Source organism: Streptomyces candidus, from assembly GCF_014207445.1.
In the GTDB taxonomy this organism is placed as follows: Bacteria; Actinomycetota; Actinomycetes; order Streptomycetales; family Streptomycetaceae; genus Streptomyces; species Streptomyces candidus.
Window position 1 is genome coordinate 1 of the sequence record NZ_JACHEM010000012.1, and the last position, 14,165, is coordinate 14,165.

General features: G+C 71.1%; 15 protein-coding genes. 3 read left to right on the top strand and 12 right to left on the bottom strand.

Translation table 11 applies throughout. From position 1 onward, the window contains the following. Positions 1-143: 143 nt before the first annotated feature. A complete protein-coding gene (locus HNQ79_RS21985; protein WP_185033742.1) occupies positions 144-812 on the bottom strand; it encodes a M23 family metallopeptidase in 669 nt (222 codons plus the stop codon). Positions 813-1,376: 564 nt separating this feature from the next. Between HNQ79_RS21985 and HNQ79_RS21990 the strand changes: the two genes are divergently transcribed. Together HNQ79_RS21990 and HNQ79_RS21995 are read left to right on the top strand one after the other, a co-directional pair. Continuing rightward, on the top strand, positions 1,377-1,733 hold the full coding sequence (locus tag HNQ79_RS21990; RefSeq protein WP_229923290.1) for a hypothetical protein: 357 nt from the start codon (positions 1,377-1,379) through the stop codon (positions 1,731-1,733). Next, complete coding sequence (locus HNQ79_RS21995; protein ID WP_185033744.1) at positions 1,730-1,975, top strand: hypothetical protein; 246 nt, start codon at positions 1,730-1,732, stop codon at positions 1,973-1,975. Before HNQ79_RS21990 ends, HNQ79_RS21995 begins: the two co-directional genes overlap by 4 nt. 132 nt (positions 1,976-2,107) lie before the next feature. On the opposite strand, the gene HNQ79_RS22000 is transcribed toward HNQ79_RS21995, so the two are convergent. Then, positions 2,108-4,636: an ATP-dependent Clp protease ATP-binding subunit gene (locus HNQ79_RS22000; protein ID WP_185033746.1), complete on the bottom strand. Its 2,529-nt coding sequence runs from the start codon at positions 4,634-4,636 to the stop codon at positions 2,108-2,110. 454 nt (positions 4,637-5,090) lie between these two features. Here HNQ79_RS22000 and HNQ79_RS22005 point away from each other — a divergent pair, with 454 nt between their 5' ends. Further along, entirely contained in the window at positions 5,091-5,738 is a 648-nt protein-coding gene (locus HNQ79_RS22005) for an SCO3374 family protein (RefSeq protein ID WP_221508032.1), read from the top strand. On the opposite strand, the gene HNQ79_RS22010 is transcribed toward HNQ79_RS22005, so the two are convergent. The 10 genes from HNQ79_RS22010 to HNQ79_RS22055 all read right to left on the bottom strand — a co-directional run bounded on the left by HNQ79_RS22010 (position 5,717) and on the right by HNQ79_RS22055 (position 13,848). Next, positions 5,717-6,049 (bottom strand): histone-like nucleoid-structuring protein Lsr2, encoded by a 333-nt coding sequence (locus HNQ79_RS22010; protein ID WP_185033747.1) that lies wholly within the window; start codon positions 6,047-6,049, stop codon positions 5,717-5,719. The two genes, HNQ79_RS22005 and HNQ79_RS22010, sit on opposite strands and share 22 nt — an antisense overlap. 158 nt (positions 6,050-6,207) lie before the next feature. Next, positions 6,208-6,738 carry an amino-acid N-acetyltransferase gene (locus HNQ79_RS22015; RefSeq protein ID WP_185033749.1) on the bottom strand — a complete coding sequence of 177 codons (531 nt, stop codon included), beginning with the start codon at positions 6,736-6,738 and terminating at the stop codon, positions 6,208-6,210. 9 nt (positions 6,739-6,747) lie between these two features. Further along, entirely contained in the window at positions 6,748-7,137 is a 390-nt protein-coding gene (locus tag HNQ79_RS22020) for a BlaI/MecI/CopY family transcriptional regulator (RefSeq protein ID WP_185033752.1), read from the bottom strand. Between the two features lie 134 nt (positions 7,138-7,271). Further along, complete coding sequence (locus HNQ79_RS22025) at positions 7,272-7,436, bottom strand: hypothetical protein (RefSeq protein ID WP_185033754.1); 165 nt, start codon at positions 7,434-7,436, stop codon at positions 7,272-7,274. A 13-nt stretch (positions 7,437-7,449) separates the two neighbouring features. Next, positions 7,450-8,058, bottom strand: a complete 609-nt coding sequence (locus HNQ79_RS22030; RefSeq protein ID WP_185034146.1) for a hypothetical protein — start codon at positions 8,056-8,058, stop codon at positions 7,450-7,452. Positions 8,059-8,374: 316 nt separating this feature from the next. After that, the gene (locus tag HNQ79_RS22035) at positions 8,375-9,175 is read right to left on the bottom strand and encodes a type III pantothenate kinase (RefSeq protein ID WP_185033756.1); all 801 of its coding nucleotides are present in this window, start codon (positions 9,173-9,175) and stop codon (positions 8,375-8,377) included. Positions 9,176-9,177: 2 nt separating this feature from the next. Then, complete coding sequence (gene nadC / locus HNQ79_RS22040) at positions 9,178-10,218, bottom strand: carboxylating nicotinate-nucleotide diphosphorylase (RefSeq protein ID WP_185033758.1); 1,041 nt, start codon at positions 10,216-10,218, stop codon at positions 9,178-9,180. Further along, complete coding sequence (locus HNQ79_RS22045; protein ID WP_185033760.1) at positions 10,215-11,957, bottom strand: L-aspartate oxidase; 1,743 nt, start codon at positions 11,955-11,957, stop codon at positions 10,215-10,217. The genes nadC and HNQ79_RS22045 overlap by 4 nt, the downstream gene beginning before the upstream one ends. Then, positions 11,954-12,985: a pantoate--beta-alanine ligase gene (gene panC, locus HNQ79_RS22050; RefSeq protein ID WP_185033762.1), complete on the bottom strand. Its 1,032-nt coding sequence runs from the start codon at positions 12,983-12,985 to the stop codon at positions 11,954-11,956. Before panC ends, HNQ79_RS22045 begins: the two co-directional genes overlap by 4 nt. Continuing rightward, entirely contained in the window at positions 12,982-13,848 is an 867-nt protein-coding gene (locus HNQ79_RS22055) for a Rossmann-like and DUF2520 domain-containing protein (RefSeq protein WP_229923311.1), read from the bottom strand. Before HNQ79_RS22055 ends, panC begins: the two co-directional genes overlap by 4 nt. Positions 13,849-14,165 lie beyond the last annotated feature (317 nt).

The window sequence follows — 14,165 nt, forward strand, 5'->3', positions numbered from 1 at the left end:
CCCGATCCGGCGACAAGGCGCCACATGGTCATCGATGAACACGTACAGTGCCGCCAGAAGGGCGTCCAGGTCTGTCTTCACACACTGACCAACGGGCGCCCTTCGCCATGGTCGCGACCAGCACAAACATCGGACTCATTCATCTAGACGCGCACGCCCACCGAACGCAGGTAGGCGACCGGGTTGATCGCCGAGCCGTAATTGGCGGTGGTGCGGATCTCGAAGTGCAGATGCGGGCCGGAGGAGTTCCCGGTGTTGCCGGACAGGGCTATTCGCTGGCCGGCCGCGACCCGCTGGCCGGGCTTGACCTGGAGGCGCGAGAGGTGCGCGTACTGGGAGTACGTGCGGTCGGCGTGCCGCACGACGATCGCGTTGCCGTACGCGGGGCCGTCGCCGCCGCCGTTCGGTCCCGCCTTGACGACGATGCCGGGCCCGGCGGCCTTCACGGCGGTGCCGACCGGGACGGCGAAGTCCTGGCCGGAGTGCTTCTGGGCCCACATGCCGCCGCCCTTGCCGTAGGTGGCGGAGAGCGCGTAACCCTGGACGGGCCTGGCCCATGCCCTGGCCCCGGCCTTCTTCTGGACGGCCTTCGTCCGGGTTGCCTTCTTGGCGACGGCCTTCTTGGCGACAGCCTTCTTCTGGACGGTCTTCTTCTGGACGGCCTTCTGCACGGAGGCGGACTTGCCGACGGGCGCGGCGGTCCTAATCTCCGCGGCGAAGGCGGCGCTCCCGGAACCGGCAACGGCCGTCGCACCGAATACGACGGCGACGAGGGCGGTGCGGATCCGCCGGGAATGGGCGCGCTTCGACATGCGGGAAAGACCTCCGGACGTGAAAGATCCCGGCGGGTTCCCGCCGGGCTTGCTCCACCTTGGTAACCCGCCGCTCCCCGCAGCCCCAAACCCCCCACGTACGAGTCCACGTAGTAGCCGGGGCGGATGAACACGGCGCCTTGACGCCCTCAGCTCCGCCCTGCCGTACCACCCGAAACCCGGCGAAAACCTTCCCCTGCTACGCCACCCCACCCGTACCCGGAGCCACGGCGGCCGCTTCCGACAGGCCGTCAGCCCGAGCCGGAGGACCTGCCTCGCGCCGCTGCCGAACCGTCGCAGGACGGCCGGTGAACCCGACTACCACCTCTAGTAGGCGGGGTATCCCCTGTGCGCCTTGTCACGAGCAGCCACCCCCGCGCCGTACCCGGACGGGCACCCCTCGGCCTCAGCGCGTCAACCAGGCACCCTTCGTCCACTCGTACGGACGGCTCGTTGCCGTTCCGCTCGCCCGTCCGTTCCTCGTGCGCAAGTCTCAACCGCATGAGGGGAGTCGGCGTACCGTGGGGACGCAGGACAGTGCTGGCCGGACCGGAGGGGCGCCGTATGGGCGAGAACCGAGCGAAGAACAGCGGCGACAGCGACCCCGTCGGCCCCACAGCCCCCGCCCTCCCCGCCCACCCCACCTGGCACACCGTCGTCAGCGGACGGCAGATCGACCTGCCCGCGACACTGCCCACCATCCGCGCCGCCCTCACCGCCGCGCAGGCCGCCGACCTGGATGCCGAGCTGGCCCGTACCCCGGCCCTCGACCTCCCCCTGGTGCTGGCCCGCTGGGCGCTCGCCCCGACGCAGGCCGCCGCGGAGGACGAAGCGGTCTTCGCCCGCCTGGCGACCGGCGACTTCTCGGACTGCGTGGCCGCCTCGGGCGACGAACCCCGACCCGCCCCGGAAGTTTCATGACGCGTCTGCGCATCCAGTACGCCCCGGCCGCCGAGATCGCCCGGCACGCGATGCACCCGGACCTCCGCCGCCGTTTCGAACACTCCATGCGCGCCCTCGCCCGCGACCCGTACGGCCAGGGAACGCGAGACGTCAAGGGCGAGAAGGACCGCCGGCAGGGGGTCGCGGGCGGGGCCGTGGTCGTCTACTACGTGAGCGCGGCGGTGCTGGTGGTGACGGTGGTACGGATCGTGCACGCGTGACGCCGCGGCCAAGGAGCGGTCGGCGGCGCCGGCCGTAGGGGCCGGCGTCCGTCACGTCACGGGAAAGGGGCCCCGGAAACCTTTCGGTTTCCGGGGCCCCTCACGCGCTCACCTCGGCACGGATGCCGAGCGTCACGCGTCCTTCGTCATGTTCGGCCCGGCGTTGCCGCCCGCGGCCGACTCGATCGGCGGGACGTCGGGCAGCGCCGCCTTCTCCTCGCCGCGGAAGGTGAAGGCCTTCGCTTCGCCCTCGCCCTCGGTGCCGACGACCACGATGTGACCGGGGCGCAGCTCGCCGAAGAGGATCTTCTCGGAGAGGATGTCCTCGATCTCGCGCTGGATCGTCCGGCGCAGCGGCCGAGCGCCCATCACGGGGTCGTAGCCCTTCTTGGCGAGCAGCGACTTGGCTTCCGAGCTCAGCTCGATGCCCATGTCGCGGTCCTTGAGACGCTCGTCCACCTTGGCGACCATGAGGTCGACGATCTGGATGATGTCTTCCTCGGTCAGCTGGTGGAAGACCACCGTGTCGTCGACACGGTTGAGGAACTCGGGCCTGAAGTGCTGCTTGAGCTCTTCGTTGACCTTGACCTTCATCCGCTCGTAGTTGGTCTTGACGTCGCCCTGGGCCGCGAAGCCCAGGTTGAAGCCCTTCGAGATGTCCCGCGTACCCAGGTTGGTCGTCATGATGATGACCGTGTTCTTGAAGTCCACGACCCGGCCCTGGGAGTCGGTCAGGCGACCGTCCTCCAGGATCTGGAGCAGGGAGTTGAAGATGTCCGGGTGCGCCTTCTCGACCTCGTCGAAGAGGACCACGGAGAACGGCTTGCGCCGCACCTTCTCCGTCAGCTGGCCGCCCTCTTCGTAGCCCACGTAGCCGGGGGGCGAACCGAAGAGACGCGAGACCGTGTGCTTCTCGCTGAACTCCGACATGTCGAGGGAGATCAGCGCGTCCTCGTCGCCGAACAGGAACTCCGCCAGCGTCTTGGACAGCTCGGTCTTACCGACACCGGAAGGACCGGCGAAGATGAACGAGCCACCGGGGCGCTTCGGGTCCTTCAGGCCCGCACGCGTACGGCGGATCGCCTGCGAGAGGGCCTTGATGGCGTCCTTCTGACCGATGACGCGCTTGTGCAGCTCGTCCTCCATGCGGAGCAGCCGCGAGGACTCCTCCTCGGTCAGCTTGAAGACCGGGATGCCGGTCGCGGTCGCCAGGACCTCGGCGATCAGCTCGCCGTCGACCTCGGCGACGACGTCCATGTCGCCGGCCTTCCACTCCTTCTCCCGCTTGGCCTTCGCGGCGAGGAGCTGCTTCTCCTTGTCGCGCAGGGAGGCGGCCTTCTCGAAGTCCTGCGAGTCGATCGCCGATTCCTTGTCCCTGCGGACGCCTGCGATCTTCTCGTCGAACTCTCGGAGGTCCGGCGGCGCGGTCATCCGGCGGATGCGCATCCGGGATCCGGCCTCGTCGATCAGGTCGATCGCCTTGTCCGGAAGGAAGCGGTCCGAGATGTAGCGGTCCGCCAGCGTCGCCGCCTGGACGAGGGCCTCGTCCGTGATGGAGACGCGGTGGTGGGCCTCGTAGCGGTCGCGCAGACCCTTGAGGATCTCGATGGTGTGCGGCAGCGACGGCTCCGCGACCTGGATCGGCTGGAAGCGGCGCTCAAGAGCGGCGTCCTTCTCCAGGTGCTTGCGGTACTCGTCGAGCGTGGTGGCGCCGATGGTCTGGAGCTCACCGCGGGCCAGCATCGGCTTAAGGATCGAAGCCGCGTCGATCGCGCCCTCTGCGGCACCCGCGCCGACGAGCGTGTGCAGCTCGTCGATGAACAGGATGATGTCGCCGCGGGTGCGGATCTCCTTGAGGACCTTCTTCAGCCGCTCCTCGAAGTCACCGCGGTAACGGGAACCGGCGACGAGCGCGCCGAGGTCGAGGGTGTAGAGGTGCTTGTCCTTGAGGGTCTCGGGCACCTCGCCCTTGACGATGGCCTGCGCCAGGCCCTCGACGACGGCGGTCTTGCCGACGCCGGGCTCGCCGATGAGGACCGGGTTGTTCTTGGTCCGGCGGGACAGCACCTGCATGACCCGCTCGATCTCCTTCTCGCGCCCGATGACCGGGTCGAGCTTGGACTCACGAGCGGCCTGGGTGAGGTTCCGGCCGAACTGGTCGAGCACCAGGGACGTGGAAGGCGTGCCTTCCGCAGGGCCGCCGGCAGCGGCGGTCTCCTTGCCCTGGTAACCGGAGAGCAGCTGGATGACCTGCTGCCGCACCCGGTTGAGATCGGCGCCCAGCTTCACCAGGACCTGGGCGGCGACGCCCTCGCCCTCGCGAATCAGGCCGAGCAGGATGTGCTCGGTGCCGATGTAGTTGTGGCCGAGCTGGAGGGCCTCTCGGAGCGACAGCTCCAGGACCTTCTTCGCACGCGGGGTGAAGGGAATGTGGCCGGACGGAGCCTGCTGGCCCTGACCGATAATCTCCTCGACCTGCTGGCGAACCGCCTCAAGCGAAATGCCGAGGCTCTCCAGGGCCTTAGCGGCGACACCTTCACCCTCGTGGATCAGACCCAGGAGGATGTGCTCGGTGCCGATGTAGTTGTGGTTGAGCATCCGGGCTTCTTCCTGAGCCAGGACGACAACCCGCCGCGCGCGGTCGGTGAACCTCTCGAACATCGTTATTCGCTCCTCAGAGCGGTCGGGCAGTTAAGGGGTCGGTCCCCTCCCTGTCCTTCCGCATGCTAGTCCCGCAGGGCGGGACAGCTCATTCCAACTGCCGACACCCGTTCTTGCCTCCCGGCCTGAACAGCCGACAACTACTTCAACTCGATGGTGCGAGACGATGTTCCCGCAGGCCAAGCAGTTAGCCCCATCGCCACTACGCCGATGGCGAACGTGGGACTGCTTCGTATGCGTGTCGCCCCTGTCTGCGTAGCTGCCGGAGTGGGCCCTTACTAGGTCTGTCTTACCCGCAAGCACTGACACTCCATGCGGCGCACGCCGGTTCCCTCAGCTACGGGCGAACATCCTTGCGCCGCCGGAAGCGCTGGCGCGCCCCCCATGGGCCCACGGAACGCATCCGCCCGGGGACCCACCGTAACCATGCGTCGTTTCCGGAGTTTTCCCGGGCATGGCCCTCACCCTTCCGCACCCCCGGCTTCCGCTGTCCGACGGTGGCACCGCGCAGTGCGCCGCCTGGTACGAGAAGGAACTCGGCTGGGCCACCGTCAGCGCTCCCGGCGAACCGGTTCTGCTCCGTACCGGTCTGCGGTTCGACGTGCTGGAACTGCCCGCCACCGCGGGCCACGCCGTACTGCGCCGGGTCGGCCCCACGGGTCCGGTCGCGCTGTTCGGGCACCGGATGCGGCTGCTGATCGCCCCGGGGAGCGCCGAAGAGGTGCCCGCGCTGCTGGAGTGGCTGGAGTGGGGTTCCGTGCCCCTGGATCTGCGGGCGACCGGCCCCGGAGGACTGATCGCCGCCCCCGCCCCGCCCGGAGCGGCGGCGTCCGGTCCGGTTCCGGCAGGCGGGGCCGCGGTCTGGCTGCGGCCCCCCGCACCGGGGCACGAGGAGGAACAGACACTGCCGGCCTTCGCCGGCGTCGGGGGCCGCGGTGCCGCCCCCGATCTTCTGCGCCTGGTGGCCGCGGCGGCGACGGAATGCCACCGGGCCCGGTTGGCCGTCTCGACCGTCGAGGTGCGGATCGACGGCGAGCAGACCGACCGCACCAATACGGCACTGCCAAAAGAACGGCAGGCTCAGCCGTTGGCCTTCTCGTAGGCCTCCCGCACCGAGGCCGGGACGCGGCCGCGGTCGTTCACGTCGTGGCCGTTCTCCTTGGCCCACTTACGGATCTCGGCCGTGTTCTGGCTGCCACCGGAAACAGCGCGCGTCTTGCCGCGTCCCGCAGCACGTCCGCCGGTGCGGCGGCCGTTCTTGGTGTAGGGGTCGAGCAGCCCGCGGAGCTTCTCCGCGTTCGCGGTGGTGAGGTCGATCTCATAGGTCTTGCCGTCCAGAGCGAACGTCACCGTCTCGTTCGCCTCGACGCCGTCGAGGTCGTCAACAAGAAGGACCTGAACCTTCTGCGCCACCGGATTTCCTTTCATCGAAAATGCAGTACGCGGAAAGGAAACCGCTTTTCTACGGAAAACACAAACCCCTGTCGGAGGTTCAGTTGCGCGAGAACACGGGAAACGTGCGCGTATCGGACATAGGGATACACGGACTTACAGCAGCTTCAGCGGTCGCTTCAGAGGTGCAGAAGCATCCGGCTGTTGCCCAAGGTGTTGGGCTTCACTCGTTCGAGACCGAGGAACTCCGCCACGCCCTCGTCATTGGAACGCAGCAACTCGCTGTAGACATCTCCGTCGACCGGGGCCTCGCCGATCTCCACGAAGCCGTGCTTCGCGAAGAACTCGACTTCGAAGGTCAGGCAGAATACGCGGCGGACCCCGATCCAGCGTGCGGTCTGGAGGAGTTTGTCCAGGACCTGATGTCCCACACCGGCGCCCTTGAAGGCGGGGTCGACGGCGAGAGTGCGTACTTCGGCGAGGTCTTCCCACATGATGTGCAGGGCGCCGCAGCCGATCACCGAGGCGTCCTCGTCGCGTTCCGCGACCCAGAACTCCTGGATGTCCTCGTAAAGCGTCACGTTCGCTTTGTCGAGGAGGATGCGGCTGCGGGCGTAGGTGTCCACGAGAGCGCGGACGGAGGGCACGTCACTGGTGCGTGCCCGGCGGACGGTGATGGCTTTTGCCGACGCAATACGATCTGGGGCCATGACCGGACGCTATCGCCCGGAGGTCTTCTCGCCGTCACCGGGGAGTTGCACGACCCGCATCGCGTCCTGAAGTGCCTCGCGCTGCTCGGCGGACATCATGCCGAAGAACGCGACAAGGGCCGCGGCGGGGTTGTCACTGGTCGACCAGGCTTCGTTCATCAGTGCGGCCGAGTAGGCGGCCCGGGTGGAGACCGAGGTATATCTATAGGCCCGGCCGTCGACTTCCCTTCGCACCCAGCCCTTCTGATGGAGATTGTCCATTACGGTCATGACGGTGGTGTAGGCGATGGACCGGTCCTTCTGAAGATCTTCGAGGACTTCCCGGACGGTGACCGGACGGTTCCACTCCCACACGCGCGTCATGACGGCGTCTTCCAGCTCTCCCAATCGGCGGGGCACAGCGCCACCATAGTGGGAGTTATCGCCGAATGGCGGGTCATCGGGGCCCTGGACAGCAGAAAAAGGGTGTGCGGGTCAGCAGGAGCTGATCCGCACACCCTCTTGGTTCCGGCGATGTTGCCGGTCCGGCCGCCCTACGCGTCGCCGGTGCGCTGCGCGGCCTCGGCGGCCGCGGCGTCCACGTAGGCGTCTTCCTTTGCCTTGTTGGCACCGCCCTGCGTCTTGACGATCGTCACGATGAGGGCGATGAAGAAGGCGGCCATCACCACCGGGGGCAGGAGCGCGGAGACATAGTCCATGTCTCCAGAGTAGCTAGCTCGCTTCCCGGCGCTCCCCCGGGGGCGTGGGCCGTTTGCGGGGCGGGAAGGCCTCGGCCGGGGTCGGCACCGGACGGCCGTGGGCCGGGGTGTCGGCCGGCGCGGGTTCCCGTGGAGCCGGCTTGGCCGGCCGGGAGGGCTTGGCGTCGGCGGAGAGGCCGCCGGGCAGTGCGGTGAGCCGGGTGCGCGGGGCCGGCGCGGCGGGTGCCGGAGCGGCGGTCGCGTACGAGGTCGTACGGGCGAGTCTCGCGCGTACGGAACGCTCCGCGATGCCCTGGCAGCGGGCCAGCAGCGCCGCAGCGAGCGGCATGGAGCGCAGGGAGCGCAGCGAGACGAGGTCGTCGGGCAGCGGGCGGTAACCGGCCGCCAGGGCGTCCTGGAGGAGTTCCAGGTAGCCGGTGGCGGAGCCGGGGAGGGCGACCCGGTAGCGGGCGAGGTCCGCGAGCAGGAAGGCGCGCAGCCGGCCTGCCTCGTGGATCGCCTCGTCCACCGACTCGGCCAGGCGCAGGCACTCCCGTACCTCGTCGGCGGGGAGGGGGGCGGGGTGGAGGGCGAGGGCAAGGGCGCGTCGGAGCACACGCAGTTCGTCTGCGCTGAACGCCATGCCGCCGCGGGAACCGTATGGCGTGGGCATGTGGTGACTTTAAGTGCTAAGCGGACAAATTTCTCTTAACGGGTGTTCGGTGGCGCGTCAAATCCGCGCCTCCTGATCGGTTCGGCCCGCGGGCGGGCGGAGCTGTCGTGTGCGGGGGGCGGGGCGTACGGCACAGGGGCGGGTCCACCCGGTTCGTCCGGCCGGGCGGGCCCGCCCCTGTCGGGCGAAGCGGTTCACCCGCGGGCGGGCCCGCTCTTCACCCGAGGGCATGTCGTGGCGCACCCGCGGGAGACGTCGCGCTTCACCCGCGGCAGACGTGGCGGTGTCACATGCGGGAGATGTTGCGTTCGTACACCAGGCGCAGGCCGATCAGGGTCAGCCACGGTTCGTGCTCGTCGATCGCGGAGGACTCGCCGAGGATGATCGGAGCGAGGCCGCCGGTGGCGATGACGGTGACGTCGTCGGGGTCGGCCGGGGAGAGTTCGCGGGCCATGCGGGCGACGACTCCGTCGACCTGGCCGGCGAAGCCGTAGACGATGCCCGACTGCATCGCCTCCACCGTGTTCTTGCCGATGACGCTGCGCGGCCGGGCCAGTTCGATCTTGCGGAGCTGGGCGCCCTTGACGCCGAGCGCGTCGACCGAGATCTCGATGCCGGGGGCGATGACGCCGCCCACGTACTCGCCGCGTGCGGAGACCGCGTCGAAGGTGGTGGCGGTGCCGAAGTCGACGACGACCGCGGGGCCGCCGTACAGCTCGACGGCGGCTACCGCGTTGATGATGCGGTCGGCACCCACCTCCTTGGGGTTGTCCATGAGGATCGGGACGCCGGTCTTCACCCCTGGCTCGACAAGGACGGAGGGGACGTCGCCGTAGTAGCGGCGGGTGACCTCGCGCAGCTCGTGCAGGACCGAGGGGACGGTGGCGCAGATCGCGATGCCCTCGATGCCGTCGCCCAGCTCGTTGCCGAGCATGGGGTGCATGCCCATCAGACCCTGGAGGAGCACGGCGAGTTCGTCGGCGGTGCGGCGGGCGTCGGTGGAGATGCGCCAGTGCTCGACGATCTCCTCGCCGTCGAACAGACCGAGGACGGTGTGCGTGTTGCCGACGTCGATGGTGAGGAGCATGCCTACTTCTCCTCGCCCCGGGTGCCTTCGGCCTCACGCAGGTCGAGGCCGATGTCGAGGATCGGCGAGGAGTGGGTGAGGGCGCCCACCGCGAGGAAGTCGACGCCGGTCTCCGCGTACGCGCGTGCCGTGGCCAGGGTGAGGCGGCCGGAGGACTCCAGGACGGCGCGGCCGTCGACGAGGGCGACCGCCTCCGCGGTCTGCCCGGGGGTGAAGTTGTCCAGCAGGATCAGGTCGGCGCCCGCGTCCAGGACTTCGGTGACCTGGGCGAGGGTGTCGACCTCGACCTCGATGGGGACCTCGGGGAAGTTCTCGCGTACGAGCGTGAACGCCTGGGCCACCCCCCCGGCCGCCACCACGTGGTTGTCCTTGACCAGGGCGGCGTCGGACAGCGACATGCGGTGGTTGACGCCGCCGCCGCAGCGGACCGCGAACTTCTCCAGGGAGCGCAGACCGGGGGTGGTCTTGCGGGTGTCGCGGACCTTGGCCTTGGTGCCGTCGAGCACGTCCGCCCAGGCGCGCGTGGCGGTGGCGATGCCCGACAGGCGGCACAGCAGGTTGAGGGCGCTGCGCTCGCCGGTGAGCAGGTCGCGGGTGCGGGTGGTGACGGTGAGGAGCTTCTGGCCGGCTTCGACGCGGTCGCCGTCCTCGACGTGCCGCTCCACCTCGAACTCCTCCGTGCAGACGATCGACAGAACCGTCTCGGCGATGCGCAGACCCGCGACGGTGCCCGCTTCGCGGGCGGTGAAGTCGCCGGTGGCCACGGCCTCCTCGGGGACCGTCGCGACGGTCGTCACGTCGACGCCGTGGGCGAGGTCCTCGGCGAGGGCGACGTTGGCGATGTCCTCGACCTCGATCGGGTCCAGGCCGCAGTCGAGGAGGAGCTGGGCGAGGTCGGGGTCCAGGCCGCAGTCGGCGAGTTCGTACGCGTCGTCCGCCCCGCCGTCCTGGGGTTCCGTTCCGGCGGAGCAGCCGCAGGCGTCGCCGCAGCCGCCACCCGTGTCGGCCTGCGGGAGGAGCCGGGGATTCTCGGGGGTGCTCACTGGTGCTGCTCCTTCGGGAGGGATGCGGGTGCTTCCGGTACGGGGGACTGCTGCTGTACGGAGGGCTGCCGTACGGGCGGGAAGGCGGCGCTGTCCGTACGGTGGACGACCGGGCGGCGGTCGGGGGTCAGCCGTACCACCAGGTGGCGCCGCCAGTCGGTGTCGTCGCGGTCCGGGCGGTCCTCGCGCCAGTGGCAGCCGCGGGTCTCCTCGCGCTCCAGGGCGGCGGCGACCAGCACGCGCGAGACGCACAGGAGGTTGGTCGTCTCCCAGGCGTCGACGCCCGGCTCGGCGGACTTGGCGCGGCCGTCCGGGTCGTGCGCCGCGTCGCGCTGCACGGCCTCCAGAGCGTCCGCGGCCGCGCTCAGGCTTGCGGCCGAGCGCAGGACGCCCGCACCCTGCGACATCGTCTGCTGGATGCCGTGCCGGGCCTCCGGGGCGATGAGCGGGAGGACGGTGGCGGGCCCGGTCGGGGTCCCCGGGGTGCGGAGGTCCGCGGCCGAGATGTCCTCGGCGATGCGCTCGGCGAAGACCAGTCCCTCCAGGAGGGAGTTGGAGGCGAGCCGGTTGGCGCCGTGGACGCCGGTGCAGGCGACCTCGCCGCACGCGTACAGGCCGGGCACCGTGGTGCGGCCGTGCAGGTCGGTGCGGACGCCGCCGGAGGCGTAATGGGCGGCCGGGGCGACCGGGACCGGCTCGGTCACCGGGTCGATGCCGTGGGCGCGGCAGGCGGCCAGGATGGTCGGGAAGCGGTTCTCCCACATCTCGCGGCCGAAGTGGCGGGCGTCGAGGTACATGTGGGCGGCGCCCTGTTCCTGCATGCGTCGCATGATCGCCTTGGCGACGATGTCGCGGGGGGCCAGTTCGGCGAGTTCGTGCTGCCCGAGCATGAAGCGCACGCCGTCGCCGTCCACCAGGTGCGCGCCCTCGCCCCGTACCGCCTCGGAGACCAGCGGCTGCTGGCCCTCGGCGCCCGCGCCCAGGAACAGCACCGTCGGGTGGAACTGTACGAATTCGAGGTCGGAGACCTCCGCCCCGGCGCGCAGTGCGAGGGCGACACCGTCGCCCGTGGAGACGGCCGGGTTGGTGGTGGCCGAGAAGACCTGGCCCATGCCGCCGGTGGCGAGGACCACGGCGGGGGCGTTGACCGCGCCGACGCCGTCGTGCTGGCCCTCTCCCATGACGTGCAGGGTGACGCCGGCGGTGTGTCCCCGCGCGTCCTTGAGGAGGTCGAGGACCAGGGCGTTCTCGATGGTGCGGACGGCCCTGTCGCGGACCGCTTCGACCAGGGCGCGGGAGATCTCCGCGCCGGTCGCGTCGCCGCCCGCGTGCGCGATGCGGCGGCGGTGGTGGCCGCCCTCGCGGGTCAGCTCGATGACGCCGCTCTCCGGGTCGGTGTCGAAGAGCGCGCCGGTGGCGATCAGGCGCCGTACGGCGTCCGGGCCCTCGGTGACCAGAGTGCGCACCGCTTCCTCGTCGCAGAGGCCCGCGCCGGCGACGAGGGTGTCGTCGAGGTGCTGTTCGGGGGTGTCGCCCTCGCCGAGGGCGGCGGCGATGCCGCCCTGCGCCCAGCGGGTGGAGCCGTCGTCCAGCCGGGCCTTGGTGACGACGACGGTGCGCAGTCCCGCGGCGGTGCAGCGCAGGGCGGCGGTCAGACCGGCGACGCCGGAGCCGACGACCACGACGTCGGCGTCGATCGCCCAGCCGGGGGCGGGGGCGGTGAGGCGTATGCCGGTCACTGTGCTGCTCCTTGCGGGCGCTGCGCTTCGGCCCCGGCGGGGCCGAAGGTCAGCGGGAGGTTGTCGATCAGGCGGGTCGCGCCGACCTTCGCGGCGACGGCGAGGACCGCCTCGCCGACGTGGTCGTCGGGGACCTCGGTGAAGTCGTTCGGGTCGACCAGGGCCAGGTAGTCGAGCACGAGCGGGGGTTCCAGCTTCGCCGCCTTGGACACAACGGTGCGGGCGGCCTCCCGTACGGCGGCGGGGGCGGGCTGCACGGCGCGCTCCACGGCGTGCGCGTCGGCGGCCTCGCGCTCGGCGCCGAGGGCGGCCGGGGCGCCGCCCCGCGCGCGCGGGGGCGCGTGCTCGCCCTGGGCCTGTCCGCGCGCGTGCAGGGCCTGTTGCGCGGCGAGCCGGTCGCGGCCCGCGAACAGGGCCGCGGACAGCGCGAGGGCGGTGCGGCGCTCGGGCGCCGACAGGTAGCGGTTGCGGCTGGAGAGGGCAAGGCCGTCGTCCTCGCGGACGGTGGGGACGCCGACGATCTCGACGGGGAAGTTGAGGTCGCGGACCATGCGCCGGATCAGGGCGAGCTGCTGCGCGTCCTTCTGTCCGTAGAAGGCCAGGTCGGGGGCCGTGAGGTGGAGCAGCTTGGCGACGACGGTGAGCATGCCGTCGAAGTGGCCGGGGCGGGTGGCGCCTTCGAGCCGCTCCCCCATGGGGCCCGCCGTGAGGCGCACCTGGGGCTCGCCACCGGGGTAGACCTCGTCGGCGGCGGGGGCGAACACGGCGTCCGCGCCCGCCTCCTTCGCGATCAGCAGGTCCGCTTCGAGGGTGCGGGGGTAGCGGTCGAGGTCCTCGTTGGGGCCGAACTGGAGCGGGTTGACGAAGACGGTGGCGATCACCTGCCCCTGCGCGCCCGCACGGGCGCGTGCCGTGCGGATCAGGGTGGCGTGGCCCTCGTGCAGGGCTCCCATCGTCATGACGACGCAGCGCCTGCCGGTGCGCGGGAGGGCCGCGAGTTCGGCGGCCGTACGTACCAGGGCGGTCATCGCAGTTCTCCCTCGGAGAGCACGCCCAGCAGGTCTTCCGCCAGCTCGGGCTTGAGCAGGCCGTGGGCGAGGGCGCGGTCGGCGGTCGTACGGGCCATGGCGAGGTAGCCCGCGACGGCCTGCGGGGCGTGTTGGCGCAGCTCCGTGACGTGGGCGGCGACGGTTCCGGCGTCCCCCCGGGCGACCGGCCCGGTGAGGGCGGCGTCGCCGGAGCGCAGGGCGTTGTCGAGGGCGGCTCCCAGGAGGGGGCCGAGCATCCGGTCGGGAGCCTCGACGCCCGCCGTGCGGAGCAGCTCCATGGCCTGGGCGACCAGCGTGACCAGGTGGTTGGCGCCGAGGGCGAGGGCCGCGTGGTAGAGCGGGCGGGCCGCTTCGTCGATCCACTCGGGTTCGCCGCCCATTTCGATGACCAGGGCCTGGGCGGCGAGCCGCAGCTCCTCGGGGGCGGTGATCCCGAAGGAGCAGCCGGCGAGCCGCTGGACGTCCACGGAGGTGCCGGTGAAGGTCATCACGGGGTGCAGGGCCAGCGGGAGCGCTCCGGCGCGCAGGGCCGGGGCGAGGACGTCCGTCCCGTACCGCCCGGAGGTGTGCACGACGAGCTGACCGGGACGGATCGCGCCGGTCTCCGCGAGACCCTCGACGAGCCCGGGAAGGGCGTCGTCCGGGACGGTGAGCAGGACGAGCTCCGCACGGGCCAGCACCTCGGCGGGCGCGACCAGCGGAACGCCGGGGAGCAGCTCGGCGGCGCGGCGCACGGAGGCGTCGGAGACACCGGACGCGGCGACCGGACGGTGCCCCGCCCGGCGCAGCGCGGCCGCCAGTGCGACACCGACCCGGCCGGCCCCGACGACGCCCACGGTCAGGCGGGCGGGACGGTCCGAGGGGTCGGGAACACCCTCGGAGCGGTACGCGGACGGGGGCTCGGGACGGCTCCCGGGGCCGCCGTCCGAGGGAGCTTCGGGGCGGAGCCCGGGGCTGTGGGCCGAGGGCGGCTCGGGACTGCGGGCCGAGCTGGGCCCGGGGCGGTCTGCCGAGGGGGGCTCGGGGTGGGGCGATGCGTTCACGCGGAAACGGCCTTCCGTTCCAGTCCGCAGGGGGTACCGGACGACTGCTCGTCATGCTACGCCAGGGTTTCGGGGGCTTCCCGGGGTGCGCGGCGGGGCGGGCCGACGGTCCTCGG

Coding starts and splice junctions, on each gene's coding strand:
- HNQ79_RS21985 (WP_185033742.1), bottom strand. CDS start 812: ATGTCGAAGCGCGCCCATTCCCGGCGGATCCGCACCGCCCTCGTCGCC.
- HNQ79_RS21990 (WP_229923290.1), top strand. CDS start 1,377: ATGGGCGAGAACCGAGCGAAGAACAGCGGCGACAGCGACCCCGTCGGC.
- HNQ79_RS21995 (WP_185033744.1), top strand. CDS start 1,730: ATGACGCGTCTGCGCATCCAGTACGCCCCGGCCGCCGAGATCGCCCGG.
- HNQ79_RS22000 (WP_185033746.1), bottom strand. CDS start 4,636: ATGTTCGAGAGGTTCACCGACCGCGCGCGGCGGGTTGTCGTCCTGGCT.
- HNQ79_RS22005 (WP_221508032.1), top strand. CDS start 5,091: ATGGCCCTCACCCTTCCGCACCCCCGGCTTCCGCTGTCCGACGGTGGC.
- HNQ79_RS22015 (WP_185033749.1), bottom strand. CDS start 6,738: ATGGCCCCAGATCGTATTGCGTCGGCAAAAGCCATCACCGTCCGCCGG.
- HNQ79_RS22025 (WP_185033754.1), bottom strand. CDS start 7,436: ATGGACTATGTCTCCGCGCTCCTGCCCCCGGTGGTGATGGCCGCCTTC.
- HNQ79_RS22030 (WP_185034146.1), bottom strand. CDS start 8,058: ATGGCGTTCAGCGCAGACGAACTGCGTGTGCTCCGACGCGCCCTTGCC.
- HNQ79_RS22035 (WP_185033756.1), bottom strand. CDS start 9,175: ATGCTCCTCACCATCGACGTCGGCAACACGCACACCGTCCTCGGTCTG.
- panC (WP_185033762.1), bottom strand. CDS start 12,985: ATGACCGCCCTGGTACGTACGGCCGCCGAACTCGCGGCCCTCCCGCGC.